The sequence below is a fragment of the Kocuria sp. CPCC 205263 genome, from assembly GCF_040981075.1.
GTDB classification, from domain to species: domain Bacteria; phylum Actinomycetota; class Actinomycetes; order Actinomycetales; family Micrococcaceae; genus Kocuria; species Kocuria rosea.
The window spans coordinates 489,438-503,457 of record NZ_JAVKPV010000002.1 but is presented as its reverse complement, the minus strand read 5'-3'; the positions used below and the strand labels follow the sequence as shown (position 1 = coordinate 503,457).

The 14,020-nt window shown below is 71.9% G+C and carries 10 protein-coding genes; 2 read left to right on the top strand and 8 right to left on the bottom strand.

Annotated features, from left to right (window positions below; all coding sequences use genetic code 11):
- Positions 1 to 393: 393 nt before the first annotated feature.
- From tyrS to RF647_RS04675, 6 genes are all read right to left on the bottom strand, one after another.
- Positions 394 to 1,704 carry a tyrosine--tRNA ligase gene (gene tyrS / locus RF647_RS04700; protein ID WP_368810707.1) on the bottom strand — a complete coding sequence of 437 codons (1,311 nt, stop codon included), beginning with the start codon at positions 1,702 to 1,704 and terminating at the stop codon, positions 394 to 396.
- Between the two features lie 67 nt (positions 1,705 to 1,771).
- Positions 1,772 to 4,030, bottom strand: coding sequence for a UvrD-helicase domain-containing protein (locus RF647_RS04695; RefSeq protein WP_368810706.1), 2,259 nt, complete (start codon positions 4,028 to 4,030; stop codon positions 1,772 to 1,774).
- Positions 4,031 to 4,148: 118 nt separating this feature from the next.
- The gene (locus RF647_RS04690) at positions 4,149 to 4,685 is read right to left on the bottom strand and encodes an adenine phosphoribosyltransferase (protein WP_031282693.1); all 537 of its coding nucleotides are present in this window, start codon (positions 4,683 to 4,685) and stop codon (positions 4,149 to 4,151) included.
- A gap of 24 nt (positions 4,686 to 4,709) precedes the next feature.
- Positions 4,710 to 5,390, bottom strand: coding sequence for a DNA-3-methyladenine glycosylase (locus RF647_RS04685; RefSeq protein WP_368810705.1), 681 nt, complete (start codon positions 5,388 to 5,390; stop codon positions 4,710 to 4,712).
- The gene (argH, locus tag RF647_RS04680) at positions 5,387 to 6,835 is read right to left on the bottom strand and encodes an argininosuccinate lyase (protein ID WP_368810704.1); all 1,449 of its coding nucleotides are present in this window, start codon (positions 6,833 to 6,835) and stop codon (positions 5,387 to 5,389) included. Before argH ends, RF647_RS04685 begins: the two co-directional genes overlap by 4 nt.
- Positions 6,836 to 6,974: 139 nt before the next feature.
- Positions 6,975 to 8,186 carry an argininosuccinate synthase gene (locus RF647_RS04675; RefSeq protein ID WP_368810703.1) on the bottom strand — a complete coding sequence of 404 codons (1,212 nt, stop codon included), beginning with the start codon at positions 8,184 to 8,186 and terminating at the stop codon, positions 6,975 to 6,977.
- Positions 8,187 to 8,497: 311 nt separating this feature from the next.
- On the opposite strand from RF647_RS04675, the gene RF647_RS04670 reads away from it, so the two are divergent.
- Entirely contained in the window at positions 8,498 to 10,174 is a 1,677-nt protein-coding gene (locus tag RF647_RS04670; RefSeq protein WP_368810702.1) for a catalase, read from the top strand.
- Positions 10,175 to 10,283: 109 nt separating this feature from the next.
- On the opposite strand, the gene RF647_RS04665 is transcribed toward RF647_RS04670, so the two are convergent.
- A complete protein-coding gene (locus RF647_RS04665) occupies positions 10,284 to 11,804 on the bottom strand; it encodes a long-chain fatty acid--CoA ligase (RefSeq protein ID WP_368810701.1) in 1,521 nt (506 codons plus the stop codon).
- A gap of 194 nt (positions 11,805 to 11,998) precedes the next feature.
- Between RF647_RS04665 and RF647_RS04660 the strand changes: the two genes are divergently transcribed.
- On the top strand, positions 11,999 to 12,442 hold the full coding sequence (locus tag RF647_RS04660) for an ankyrin repeat domain-containing protein (RefSeq protein ID WP_368810700.1): 444 nt from the start codon (positions 11,999 to 12,001) through the stop codon (positions 12,440 to 12,442).
- A 33-nt stretch (positions 12,443 to 12,475) separates the two neighbouring features.
- Here RF647_RS04660 and RF647_RS04655 read toward each other — a convergent pair whose 3' ends face one another.
- The gene (locus tag RF647_RS04655; RefSeq protein ID WP_368810699.1) at positions 12,476 to 13,981 is read right to left on the bottom strand and encodes a long-chain fatty acid--CoA ligase; all 1,506 of its coding nucleotides are present in this window, start codon (positions 13,979 to 13,981) and stop codon (positions 12,476 to 12,478) included.
- Positions 13,982 to 14,020: the final 39 nt, after the last annotated feature.

The following is a 14,020-nucleotide window of genomic DNA, read 5'->3' as shown; positions in this document are numbered from 1 at the left end:
AACCAATCAACCGAATAAAACATCCGGTATCAACAAACATGGCACACTATTGAGTTCTCAAACAACAGACCAGCAACCAGGCACCACACCCGGAAACCGTGTTGGAATTTTCGGTGCCCTCCGCGTCGGAACTTCGTTCCCCGCCTCAGGCAGCTCGACCATCATACGCAGTCCGTTCTCGGCGTGTCAACTTGCGTTGTTCCGGGTATGGACCGACCTGGACGGTCGCTCCCGCATGAACTAGGCAGCACCTGTCGGTCCTGCTGCTCTTTGCGGTGTCGTCGCCCGCCGGCCTCTCGGCCCTGCCTGACGACTCGATGAACACTACACCCCCGCCCAGGGGCCTGCAAGCTCGGCTCACGGACGGGGGTGGTGGGCGGATCGGAGCCCGGATCAGGCCTCCACGGTGACGGCGGCGAGGTGCTTCTTGCCGCGGCGCAGCAGCGCCCACCGGCCGTGCAGGAGCTGGTCGGGCGCGAGCTCTGCGTCCTCCCCGACGACCTTCTCGTTGTTGACGTACGCCCCGCCCTCCTTGAGGGTCCGGCGCGCGGCGGACTTCGACTCGGACAGCCCGGTGGCCACGAGGAGGTCGGCGACCTGCAGCGCTCCGGAGGACACGCTCGCACCGGGCAGCTCCCGGGCGACCGAGTCCAGGGTCTCGGCGTCGAGCTCCGTGAGCTCGCCCCGTCCGAAGACGGCGGCCGAGGCCGCGATCGCCTTCTCGGTCGCTTCCTCCCCGTGCACCAGCGAGTTGACCTCCCAGGCGAGGACCTTCTGGGCCTGCCTCTTGTAGGGCTCCTCCTCGACGGAGCGCGCCAGCTCCTCGATCTCCGCCCGGGTCTTGAAGGTGAAGACCTTGAGCCGGTCGACCACGTCCGCGTCGGCCGTGTTGAGCCAGAACTGGTAGAAGGCGTAGGGCGAGGTGAGCTCCGGGTCCAGCCACACGGCGTTGCCCTCGGACTTGCCGAACTTCGTACCGTCCGAGTTGGTGATCAGGGGCGTGCCGACGGCGTGCACGGACACGCCCTCGACCTTGCGGATCAGGTCGGTCCCGGAGGTCAGGTTCCCCCACTGGTCGGAGCCCCCGGTCTGCAGGGTGCACCCGTGGTCGCGGTAGAGGTTCAGGTAGTCCAGTCCCTGCAGGATCTGGTAGCTGAACTCGGTGTAGGAGATGCCCTCCTCCGAGTTCAGCCGCTTGGCCACGATGTCCTTCTTGATCATCGTGCCGACACGGAAATGCTTGCCGATGTCCCGCAGGAAGTCGATGGCGGAGAGCTGGGAGGTCCAGTCCAGGTTGTTGACCATGACGGCCCGGTTCTCGCCCTCGAAGGAGAGGAAGCGCTCGACCTGGGCGCGCAGCAGGTCCACCCACTGCGCGACGGTTTCCCGGGAGTTTAGGACCCGCTCGGAGCTCTGCCGCGGGTCCCCGATCAAACCGGTGGACCCGCCCACGAGCCCGATCGGGTGGTGGCCGGCGAGCTGGAGCCGACGCATGAGCAGCAGCTGCACCAGGTGCCCGAGGTGCAGGGACGCCGCGGTGGGGTCGAAGCCGCAGTAGTAAGTGACCTTCTCCTCCGCGAGCGACCGCTCAAGGGCCGCCTCGTCGGTCGACACGTGCACGAGGCCGCGCCACTGCAGCTCCTGCCAGACGTTGGCGAAGGACGGATCGTTGTGCTGGAGGTCCAGATCTATTGCGTTCGACACGGCTTCCAAGGTACCAGGACGCGGAGGGGGTTCCCCTCCGCGTCCCGGTGCCCCCGGCGGCCCGGGGTCAGAACCGGTCGAGGCCGGCCGGCAGCGGCCGGGCGGCGACGATGCGCAGCCGCTGGGTGGGCCGGGTCATGGCCACGTACAGGTTGCCGACCCCGCCGCCGACCTCCTCGACGAGCGCCTGCGGCTCGACGACCACCACCGAGTCGAACTCCAGTCCCTTGGCGTCCCACGCGGAGATCACCACGACCTGCCGGTCCAGCCGGCGGACCCCGGCACCCACGAGCCCGGGCAGGGCCCCGGCGAGCGCCGTGCCGATCTCCTGCACGCGGTCCTCGGGCACGATCACGGCCACGAGCCCGCCGCTGACCAGCTCGAGCTCCGTGCGCACCTGGTCGAGGACGCCCTCGACCACGTCCGCGGCGCCGACCCGCTGCACGATCGGCGGCTCGCCCTCCCGGACGGCCCGCGGGGCGGAGATGTCCAGGCCGGCGGCCCGGGCGACATCGACCGCGGCCTCGGCGATCTCGGCGGGGGTGCGGTAGTTGACCGTGAGCTCGTCGAGGACGAACCGCTCCCCCACGAAGGGCTCGAGGGCGTCCTGCCAGCTGCGGGCGGCGGTGGCCGAGCCCGCCTGGGCGATGTCGCCGACCACGGTGAACGACTTCATGGGGCACCGGCGCATGAGCACGCGCCACTGCATCGGCGAGAGCTCCTGGGCCTCGTCGACCACGACGTGCCCGTAGGCCCATGTGCGGTCCGCGGTCGCGGCCTCGGCGGCGGTCATCCGGTGCTGGGTGACCGCGTTGAAGTCCGTGAGCTGGGCCGCGGTCACGATGCCGTCCGCGCCGACGTCCTCGAGGCTCTGGTGCATGTTCGCCAGCGCGTGCTCGGCGTTGTCCGTGGCCTTGCGGTGCTCCCGGTCCGCCTCGGCCCGCCGGCGCACCCCGGCCTCGTCGAGGTCGCCCAGCAGCTCGGCGGCCTCGTCCAGCAGCGGCACGTCGGCCACGGTGAAGGGGTCGTCGGCCGGGCGCAGCAGGGCCTCGACCTGGGCGGCGCTCAGGTGCGGGGCTGCGGACTCGAGGTAGTGCCTCTTGCTGAACAGCTGCGCGACGAGGGTCTGGGGCGACAGCGGCATCCACGCGAGGTTGAGCGCGATCCGCACGTCCCGGGACTGCCGGATGTCCTCCGCGAGGTAGGAGCGGTCCATGACGTTGCCGCTGGTGGTGTTGAGGTGCTCGCCGAGCTGCTCGGTGAGCTCGCGCAGGGCGATCTTCACGAACGTGTTGCGCGCCTCGTTGTGCGGCTTCCCCGTGGCACGGGCCTTGTCCCGGGCACGCTTGACGGTGCGCGGGGTCAGCGTCACGCGGTGGGAGTCGACGCGCAGGACCTGGTCCGCCGCCGGGACCTTCTGCCGGTCCCGCACGGCGCGGGCCACGACCTCGGCCATGTCGAGGCCGGACTTGAGGCGGGCGGTCTGGGGATCGCGCTCCGGAACGGCCGCCACGCCGGGGAACAGCTCGGACAGGGAGGACATCACGACGCCGGTCTCCCCGAGCGCCGGCAGCACCCGTTCGATGTACCACATGAACGACGACGACGGGCCGACGATCAGCACTCCCGCCTTGCGCAGCCGCTCCCGGTGCTCGTAGAGCAGGTACGCCGCCCGGTGCAGCGCCACGGCGGTCTTGCCGGTGCCGGGCCCGCCCTGGACCACGCGGACGCCGGGCAGCGGGGCGCGGATGATCTTGTCCTGCTCGGCCTGGATGGTCGCGACGATGTCCGACATCCGTCCGGTGCGCTTCTGGTTCAGCGCCGCGAGCAGGGCCCCCTCGCCGTGGAGCACGCCCTCGTCCTCGAGCATGTCCGGGTCGAGGACGTCGTCCTCGAGGGCGGCGACGTCGCGGTCCTCCAGGATGAGGTGGCGGCGGCGCCGGATGCCCATGGGGTTCTGCGCGGTGGCCTGGTAGAAGGCCGCGGCCTCGCGGGCGCGCCAGTCCACCATGAGCCGCTGGTGGTCCGCGGTGGCCAGACCGATGCGCCCGACGTAGCGGCGGTCTCCGTCCTGGCCGTCCAGGCGGCCGAAGACGAGCCGGTGGTCCACGGCCTCGAGCTGGGCGAGCCGGTCCTCGTAGTGGGAGGCGAACGCGTCACGCTCCGCGCGGTTCTGGTGGTTGCCGAAGGACTCGCTGCGGCGCACGGCCGCGAGCTCGGCGGTCTTCTCGGCCCGCAGCTCGTCGAGCCGGTCGTAGAGCATCGCGACGTACGCGCGTTCGACAGCAAGTTGCTCGGCCGCCATCGTGGCGACGGTCTCTGCCATGGGTGGACACCTCGTTCCGGATCGAACAGACCATCGATTCTACCGGTCCGCGGGCGTTCCGACAGCGATCCGGCGGCGCGGTGCGTCACAGTGCTTCGCCGGGGTGCTTCGCTCCTGGTCAGACCCGGTACAGTGCCCGCACCCGGTGGCCGCCGAGCTGGCTGCGGCCCCGCAGGTCGGTGAGCTCCATGATCAGCCCGAACCCGGCGACGTGCAGCCCGGCCCGGTGCAGCAGCTGCGCCGTGGCCCCGAGGGTGCCGCCGGTCGCGAGGATGTCGTCGAGCACGAGCACGCGGGCCCCGCGCGGGACGTCGTCGGTGTGGATCTCCAGCACCGCCGAGCCGTACTCCAGGACGTACTCCTCGCGGAAGGTCTCCCGGGGCAGCTTCCCGGCCTTGCGCACCGGGATGAGGCCCACGCCCGTCGCGTAGGCCACGGCCCCCGCCATGAGGAAGCCCCGGGCCTCTACGCCGGCCACGTGGTCGAACTGGCCGCGGAAGGCGTCGGCCAGGGCGTCGACGGTCCGCCGGAAGCCGGGACCGTCCGCGAACAGGGGCGTCAGGTCGCGGAAGAGGACCCCCGGCTCCGGGTAGTCGGGGATCTTCACGCACAGGCGCTCGATCATCTGCTCAACGGATTCAGTCACACCGCTCATGCTATCCGCCCGGATCCCGCGGACTCAGCGGCGCCGGCGCGGGACCGCGGCGCGGTACGGGGAGACGGAGGCCTCGCCGGGCAGCCACCAGCGCCAGGGGAACTCAGGGGTCCCGCCGGGTCCGGACACCCCCGTGCGCGGCCCGCGGCCGGCGGCGGGGGCGTCCCCCGGGCCGGGCAGCCGCAGGAATAAGCCCGGTGCCGCGGCGTCCCCCGCGGTGAGCGGTGCGCCGTCGTGGGTCAGGTCGATGCCCAGGGCCTTGGCGAGGTTGCCCGGGCCGCGGGCCAGCGCGGCGTCGGGCACCGGGCCGGAGCGTCCGGCGGCCCGGCGGGCGCGGGCCAGCGGCACGCCCTCGACGACCTCGCCGGCGCGGAGCAGGCACCCGCCGGCGGTGCCCTCGGGACGGCAGACCAGGTTCACGGCGTGGTGCATGCCGTAGGTGAAGTACACGTAGACGTGGCCCGGCGGACCGAACATCGAGGCGTTGCGCGCCGTCCGCCCGCGCCACGTGTGCGCCCCCGGGTCCGGCAGGTCGGAGCCGTCCGGCCCGCCGTAGGCCTCGACCTCCGTGATCCGCAGGACCACGGAGCCCTCGGCGGTCCGGTGGCCGAACAGGCTTCCGAGCAGCCGGGGGGCCACCTCGGGAGCCGGCCGGGACAGCAGCTCGAGCAGCGCCGGCCCGGTGGCGGGCCCGTTCCCGCTCATCCCTCGACGATCGGCGCCCGCCGCGAGAACTCCGCGGCCTCGGCCACCTGGCGCTCGAGCTCGCCGATCTGCGCGGCCACGGCCGACGGCGCCGTGCCGCCCTGGGCGCTGCGCGAGGCCAGCGAACCCGCCACGGTGAGCACCTCGCGCACGCCGGGGGTGAGCCGGTCGGAGATCGCGGCGAAGTCCTCGTCGGAGAGGTCCCACAGCTCGATCCCGCGCTGCTCGCAGACGCGCACCGCGTCCCCGGCGACCTCGTGCGCGTCCCGGAAGGGCACGCCCTGGCGCACGAGCCACTCGGCCACGTCCGTGGCGAGGGCGAAGCCCTGCGGGGCGAGCTCGGCCATCCGCCCGGTGTTGAAGTCGAGGGTGGCGATCATCCCCGCGACCGCGGGCAGCAGCACCTCGAGCTGGTCGATCGCGTCGAAGACGGGCTCCTTGTCCTCCTGGAGGTCCCGGTTGTAGGCCAGCGGCAGGCCCTTGAGCGTGGCCAGCAGCCCGGTGAGGTCGCCGATCAGCCGGCCGGCCTTGCCGCGGGCGAGCTCGGCGATGTCCGGGTTCTTCTTCTGCGGCATGATCGAGGACCCGGTGGAGAAGGCGTCGTCGAGGGTGACGAAGGAGAACTCCTTGGTGGCCCACGTGGTGATTTCCTCGGAGATCCGGGACATGTCCACGGCGATCATCGCGGTGACCCAGGAGAACTCGGCGTAGACGTCCCGGGCCGCGGTGCCGTCGATGGAGTTGTGCACGGCGGAGTCGAAGCCCAGCTCGGCGGCGACGGCCCCCGGGTCCAGTCCGAGCGAGGACCCGGCGAGCGCCCCCGAGCCGTACGGGGAGACCGCGGCGCGGGCGTCCCAGTCCACGAGGCGCTGCACGTCCCGCAGCATCGCCCAGGCGTGGGCGAGCAGGTGGTGGGACAGCAGCACCGGCTGGGCGTGCTGGAGGTGGGTGCGCCCGGGCATCGGGGCCTCCGGGTGGGCCTTCGCCTGGTCCAGGAGGGCCTGCACGACGTCGAGCACGTTGCGGGCGATGATCGCGGCGTGGTCGCGCAGGTACATCCGCCCGAGGGTGGCGATCTGGTCGTTGCGGGACCGGCCGGCGCGCAGCTTGCCGCCGAGCTCGGGCCCGGCCCGCTCGATGAGGCCCTTCTCGAGGGAGCCGTGGACGTCCTCGTCGGAGGGGGCGGGCGCGTAGGCCCCGGAGCGGACGTCGGCCTCGAGCCGGTCGAGGGCGTCGAGCATGCCCCCGAGCTCGTCGTCGGTCAGCAGCTCCGCGGTGCGCAGGACCCGGGCGTGGGCCCGGGAGCCCGCGATGTCGTAGGGGGCCAGGCGCCAGTCGAAGTGCGTCGACCGGCTCAGCGCCGCGAGGGCGTCGGCCGGTCCCCCGGCGAAGCGCCCGCCCCAGAGCGCGCCCTCGTTGGTGCCGTGCTTGTCCTGCTGCGCCATGTCTCTCCTCGTGGGTTCCGCCGGGGCCGGGGCCGCCGGGGTCGGGTCGGCCGGGCGTGGACGGAGGGCCCCACCGCCGGGATGGGGCCCTCCGTCGTTGTGCCCGTTCCTGCTGGGGACGAGCCTACGTGCTCCGGGGCTACTTGCCCTCGGCCGCGATCCGCTGCTCGCGGGACGCCGCGACCTTCGAGGACATGCCGAACAGCTCGATGAACCCGCGGGCCTGGGACTGGTCGAACGCGTCGCCCTCGTCGTAGGTGGCGAGGTTGAAGTCGTACAGGGAGGTGTTCGAGCGGCGGCCGGTGACCGTGGCCTGGCCGGCGTGTAGGGTCATCCGGATGTCGCCGTCCACGTACTTCTGGGTGTCCTGGATGAACGCGTCGAGGGACTGCTTCAGCGGGGAGAACCACTGGCCGTCGTAGACGAGCTCGGTCCAGCGCTGGGTGGCCATCCGCTTGAAGCGGGCCTGCTCGCGCTCGACCGTCACGTTCTCCAGCTCACGGTGCGCGGCGATCAGGGCCATGGCGCCGGGGGCCTCGTAGACCTCGCGGGACTTGATGCCCACGAGCCGGTCCTCGACGATGTCGATCCGGCCCACGCCCTGGGCGCCGGCGCGGCGGTTCATCTCCTGGATCGCCTCCAGCGGGGTGACGGGCTGGCCGTCGAGGGCCACGGGGATGCCGCCCTCGAAGCTGATCACGACCTCGTCGGCCGGCGGCGGGAACGTGGGATCGTCCGTGTAGTCGTAGACGTCCTTGGTGGGGGCGTTCCAGATGTCCTCGAGGAACCCGGTCTCCACGGCGCGGCCCCAGACGTTCTGGTCGATCGAGAAGGGGTTCTTCTTGGTCGTGGCGATCGGCAGGTGGTGCTTCTCGGCGTAGTTGATGGCCTTGTCGCGGGTCAGGGCGAGGTCGCGGACCGGGGCGATGCACTTGAGCTCGGGGCCCAGCGTCTGGATGCCCACCTCGAAGCGGACCTGGTCGTTGCCCTTGCCCGTGCAGCCGTGGGCCACGGTGGAGGCGCCGAAGCGCTTGGCGGCGGCCACGAGGTGCTTGACGATGACCGGGCGGGACAGCGCGGAGACCACGGGGTAGGCGTCCATGTAGAGGGCGTTCGCCTGCAGCGCCGGCATGCAGTACTCCGCGGCGAACTCGTCGCGGGCGTCGGCCACGTAGGCCTCGACGGCCCCGCAGTCGAGGGCGCGCCGGCGGATGGTCTCGAGGTCCTCGCCGCCCTGCCCCACGTCGACGGCGACGGCGATGACCTCGGCCCCCGTCGCCTCGCCGATCCAGCCGATGGCCACGGAGGTGTCGAGACCCCCGGAGTAGGCCAGCACAACACGCTCGGTCACGGTGTTCTCCTTCGTCGGTGGTCCGGGCGCCACGGCGTGGCCCCGCCTTCTGTGCATGACTATACACGTCGACTTGTATTTATGCATACTCTGCGGACCGCCCGCGCACTCCCCCGCCGGGCCGCGCCCGCCCTCCGACCTGCGGGGGTGCCGTGCGCCACTCCGCAATTATGAATAGCTAGCAATAGCCCGGCCCTTCCGACATACTGGGGACCAGGTGTGATCCAGACCGAACGACCGCACCCCACAACGGCGGGGGCCACGCGCCCCGGCCGTCCTGCACACCCGGTCCCTACCCCGAGAGGAACCCCATGACGAACGTTCCCGAGCAGACCCTCACCACGCGTCAGGGCCACCCGGTCCACGACAACCAGAACACCCGCACCGTCGGCTCGCGCGGGCCCGCGACCCTAGAGAACTACGCGTTCCTCGAGAAGATGAGCCACTTCGACCGCGAGCGCATCCCCGAGCGCGTGGTGCACGCCCGCGGCACCACCGCCTTCGGCTACTTCGAGGCCTACGGCGCCTACGGCGACGAGCCCATCGCGAAGTTCACCCGCGCCAAGGTCTTCGCCGAGGCCGGCAAGCGCACCGACGTGGCCGTGCGGTTCTCCACCGTGGCCGGCGGCCGGGACTCCTCCGAGGTGGCCCGCGACCCGCGCGGCTTCGCCGTGAAGATGTACACGGAGGAGGGCAACTGGGACCTCGTCGGCAACAACCTCGGCGTGTTCTTCATCCGGGACGCCATCAAGTTCCCCGACTTCATCCACTCCCAGAAGCCGGACCCCGTGAACTTCGAGGCCGGCGTGGCCAACCGCGCCTTCGACTTCTTCAGCCAGTCGCCCGAGGCGATGCACATGATCACGATCCTGTTCTCCCCGCGCGGGATCCCGGCGGACTACCGCCACCAGCAGGGCTTCGGCGTGAACACCTACAAGTGGGTCAACGCCGCCGGCGAGTCCCTCCTGGTGAAGTACCACTGGATCCCGAAGCAGGGCGTGAAGTCCCTCACCTCGGCCGACGCCGCGAACATCCAGGCCCAGACCCTCGGCTCGCACACCAAGGACCTCTACGACGCGATCGAGGCCGGCGACTACCCCGAGTGGGAGCTGCAGGTCCAGGTCATGGAGGACCACGACCACCCCGAGCTGGACTTCGACCCGCTGGACGACACCAAGGTCTGGCCGGAGGAGCTGTTCCCGCCGAAGCCGGTCGGCCGCATGGTCCTGAACCGCAACCCGCAGAACTTCTTCGCGGAGAACGAGCAGATCGCCTTCGGCACCGGCGTGCTGGTGGACGGCCTCGACTTCTCCGACGACAAGATGCTCGTGGGCCGCACCTTCTCCTACTCGGACACCCAGCGCTACCGGGTGGGCCCGAACTACCTGCAGCTGCCGGTCAACGCGCCGAAGGCGCCGGTGGCCACGAACCAGCGCGACGGCCAGATGGCCTACGCCGTGGACCACGCCCCGGGCCAGAACCCGCACGTGAACTACGAGCCGTCCATCACCGGCGGCGTCCAGGAGACCCCGAAGGGCGAGGACTACCAGGCCGAGGTCGGCCCGGAGATCAGCGCGCGCCTGACCCGCGCCCGGATCGAGCGGACCAACGACTACAAGCAGGCCGGCGAGCGCTTCCAGCTCCAGGAGGAGTGGGAGAAGGAGGAGCTCATCGCCAACCTGGTCGACGCGCTCTCCCAGTGCGACCGCCCGATCCAGGAGCGCATGGTCTGGCACTTCTACATGGTCGAGGACGAGATGGGCCGCCGCGTGGGCGACGGCATCGGCGTCTCCCTCGAGGACGTCAAGGACCTGGGCCCTCTGGCCACCCAGCGTCTCTCCGAGGAGGAGCTGCAGCGCGTGGCCAACCTCGGCAACAACGGCCCGCGCAGCGTGGCGGGTCTCACCATGACCCACTGCGTGCCCAACGAGCACGTCGCCGTGGAGCGCGAGCCCCAGCAGGCGAGCCCCGCGATGATGTCCAACTGACCCGTCCGGGAGGCGCCCCGCCCGGGGCGTCTCCCCCGGTGTCCCGGCGGACCCACCGTGCAGGAAGGGGCCGGCCGCGTCCAGCGGCCGGCCCCTTCCGTGTGCGGGCTCAGCCGCGGTACCCGGCGCCCGCGAGGTCGAGGGAGCGCTTGAGGATCTTGCCGGTCGGGCCCTTCGGCAGCTCGTCGACCACCTTGTAGTAGCGCGGGTGCTTGTACTTGGCCACGCGCTCGCGGACGAAGGCGTCCAGCTCGTCGACCTTCGCGTCCCGCTCCGCCTCGGGCACGTCGCGGAAGGCGACGACGGCGGCGACCTCCTCGCCCATCGCCTCGTCCGGCACGCCGACCACCGCGGCCTCGGCGATGCCGGGGAACTGGTAGATCACTTCCTCGACCTCGCGGGGGTAGACGTTGTAGCCGCCGCGCAGGACCATGTCCTTCTTGCGGTCCACGATGTAGTAGAAGCCGTCCTCGTCCACCCGGGCGAGGTCCCCCGTCGCGAACCAGCCGTCACGGATCGCGGCCTCCGTGGCCTCGGGATTGCGCCAGTAGCCGGCCATCACGTACTCCCCGGCCACCACGAGCTCGCCGATCTCCCCGACGGGGACCTCCGCGCCGAGGTCGTCCACGACCTTCAGCTGCGCGCCCCGCACCACCGTGCCGATCGAGCCCGGGCGGCGTCCCCGGTCCTTCTGGTTGAAGCACACCACCGGGGAGGTCTCGGACAGGCCGTAACCCTCGTAGATGGGGGCGCCGAAGACCTTCTCGAAGCGCTCCAGGACCTCGACCGGCAGCGGGGACCCGCCCGAGACCCCGGCCCGCAGGTGCGGCAGCTCGACCGTCCCGCCGTCCGCGGCGGCGAGCAGCGCCACGTACATGCTCGGCACCCCGGCGAAGACCGTGACCTCGTCCCGGGCCAGGATCTCCAGCGCCTTGGCCGGGTCGAAGCGCGGCAGCAGCGTGACGGTCGCCCCCGCGTGGACGACGCCGTTGAGCGCCACGGTCTGGCCGAAGACGTGGAAGAACGGCAGGGCCCCGAACATGACGTCCCCGGGCGCCAGGTCGAAGAGACCCGCGGACAGCGCCGCGTTGGCCCGGAGGTTGTGGTGCGTCAGGACGGCGCCCTTGGGCCGTCCCGTGGTCCCGGAGGTGTAGAGCAGGACGGCGGGCTCGTCGTCGTCGCGCTCGGCGACCCCGGGGCGCGGCGGGACGTCCGCGAGCGCCTGCAGCGTTCCGGCGGCCGAGACCTCGACCACCCGGACGTCCCGGTCCAGGTCCGCGACCGCGGCGCGGGTCGCCTCGGCCATGGCCTCCCAGACGAGCACCAGGGACACCTCGGCGTTGTCGAAGTGGTACGCCAGCTCCCGGGGGCTGAGGAGGGGGTTGAGGGGCACGACCACCCCGCCCGCGCGCAGGATCCCGTAGTAGGCGATCGGCATGTGGGGGACGTTGGGCAGGATCAGGGCCACCCGGTCGCCCTGTCCGACGCCGGCGGCGGCGAGCATCGACGCGACCCGCGCGGACAGGTCGTCGAGGGCCCCGTAGGTCAGGACCTTGTCGTCGAGGACCACCGCCCTGGACTCCGGGGAGGCCGCGGCCGTGTCGGTGAGCAGGGTGGCGAGATTCGTCATGGGGGAACTCCGGATCCCCGGTGCACGGGCACCGGCGCGAGGAACGGGCACGAGGTGAGCTGTGTCACATGAGCGTGCCAGTCGGTTACTGCAACGTCAAGACCCGGGTACTTGGGGGTGGTGCGTGTCGCGGCCCCCGCCCCCGATAAACTGGCCGGCAGGAGCAGCATCCGACCGACCGCGAAGGACCACCCGTGACCGAGAACCCCCAGCAGACCGACCAGCCGCAGGACCCCGCGGCCCCCCAGCTGACCGAGGAGGAGATGGCCTACGTGCTCTCCCTGTTCGAGATGGCCCGGACGGGGGACACGGAGAACCTCCTGCCGGCCGTGCGCGCCGGCGTCCCGGTGAACCTCACCAACGGCAAGGGCGACACCCTGCTGGTCCTCGCGGCCTACCACCAGCGCGAGGAGACCGTCGCGGCGCTGCTCGAGGCCGGGGCGGACCCGGACCGGGTCAACGACAACGGTCAGACGGCGCTGATGAGCGCGGTCTTCCGGGGCAACGAGACGATCGTGCGGACCCTGCTCGCGGCCGGGGCCTCGCAGACGGCCGGCGCCCACTCCGCCCTGGACTTCGCCCGGGTCTTCGAGCGCACGGAGCTCGTCACCGTCCTGGAGGAGTACGCGACCCGCTGAGGCCGCAGGACGCACTCCCGGCCTGCGCGCCGCTCAGGCGAGGCGCTCCACCTCGCGCTTGAGGATCTTGCCGGTCGGCCCCTTCGGCAGCGTGTCCACCACCCGGTAGAGCCGCGGGCGCTTGTACGAGGCCACGCGCTCGCGCACCCAGGACCGCAGTTCGGGCACCAGGCGCTCTCCGTCCGGGACGGCCTCGGCCGTCAGCACCACGAACGCCGCGACCTCCTGGCCCTGCACGTCGTCGGGGATCCCGACCACGGCGACCTCGGCGACCGCGGGGTGCTCGTACAGCGCCTCCTCGACCTCCCGGGGGTACACGTTGTAGCCGCCGCGCAGGATCATGTCCTTCTTGCGGTCCACGATGAAGACGCAGCCGTCGTCGTCGATGCGGGCGAGGTCGCCGGTGCGGAACCAGCCGTCCCGGACCACCTCGTCCGTGGCCTCCGGATTGCGCCAGTAGCCGGCCATCACGTAGCGTCCCGCCACGGCCAGCTCCCCCACGTCCCCCGCGGGGGCCTCCGCCCCCGTGTCGTTAAGGACGCGCAGCCGGGCGCCGGGGACGGCCGTGCCGATCGAGCCCGGCCGGACCGGCCCGTCGAGCTGATTGAAGCTGACCACCGGGGACGTCTCCGACAGCCCGTAGCCCTCGTAGAGGCGGACCGCGAACACGTCCTCGAAGCGCCGGAGCACGTCGACCGGCAGCGCGGCCCCGCCCGAGATGGCCGCCCGCAGCGCGGGGAGGGACACCCGGCGGTCCCCGGCCGCCTCCAGCAGGGCGACGTGCATGCTCGGGACCCCGGCGAGGACGGTGACGCGGTCCCGCCGGAGGATCTCCAGCACCGTGCGGGGGGCGAAGCGCGGGAGCAGGGTCACGGCGGCGCCGGCCGCCACCACCGCGTTGAGCGCCACGGTCTGGCCGAAGACGTGGAAGAAGGGCAGGCCGCCGAAGAACACGTCCTCGGGGACGATCCGGAAGAGGTCCACGACCATCTCGGCGTTGCCCAGGAGATTGTCGTGGGTGAGCATCGCCCCCTTCGGCCGTCCCGTGGTGCCGGACGTGTAGAGCAGCACCGCCATGTCCTGCGCCGCGCGATGCTCGATCCCGGGCAGCGGCTCCACGCCCGCGAGCTGCTGGAGGGTGCCGGCGGCCGAGAGCTCGACCACCGGCACCTCGAGGCCCAGCCGCTCGAGCGCCTCGCGGCAGGCCCCGGCCATGGTCTCCCACACCACGACCGCGGAGACCTCGGCGTCCTGGAAGTGGTGCGCGAGCTCGCGGGGGGTCAGCAGTGGGTTGAGCGGGACCACGACGGATCCTGCTCGCAGGATGCCGTAGTACGCGATCGGCATGTGCGGGACGTTCGGCGCGATGAGCGCGACCCGGTCCCCGGGACGGACGCCGGCGCTCCGCAGCACGGTCGCGGCCCGCGCCGAGAGGTCGTCGAGCTCGACGTAGCCGAGGACGGTGTCGTCGAGCACCACGGCGGGGCGCCGCGGGTGCCGGGCGGCCGTGTCGACGAGCAGGGACGCCAGGTTCGGCATGATGATGCTCCTTCCGGGGCGGTCCGCGGGGCCGACCGT

Bases quoted from the DNA above. Each gene is read 5' to 3' on its own strand.
- RF647_RS04695 (WP_368810706.1), bottom strand. From the start codon at position 4,030: ATGGCAGAGACCGTCGCCACGATGGCGGCCGAGCAACTTGCTGTCGAA.
- RF647_RS04690 (WP_031282693.1), bottom strand. From the start codon at position 4,685: ATGAGCGGTGTGACTGAATCCGTTGAGCAGATGATCGAGCGCCTGTGC.
- RF647_RS04685 (WP_368810705.1), bottom strand. From the start codon at position 5,390: ATGAGCGGGAACGGGCCCGCCACCGGGCCGGCGCTGCTCGAGCTGCTG.
- argH (WP_368810704.1), bottom strand. From the start codon at position 6,835: ATGGCGCAGCAGGACAAGCACGGCACCAACGAGGGCGCGCTCTGGGGC.
- RF647_RS04670 (WP_368810702.1), top strand. From the start codon at position 8,498: ATGACGAACGTTCCCGAGCAGACCCTCACCACGCGTCAGGGCCACCCG.
- RF647_RS04665 (WP_368810701.1), bottom strand. From the start codon at position 11,804: ATGACGAATCTCGCCACCCTGCTCACCGACACGGCCGCGGCCTCCCCG.
- RF647_RS04655 (WP_368810699.1), bottom strand. From the start codon at position 13,981: ATGCCGAACCTGGCGTCCCTGCTCGTCGACACGGCCGCCCGGCACCCG.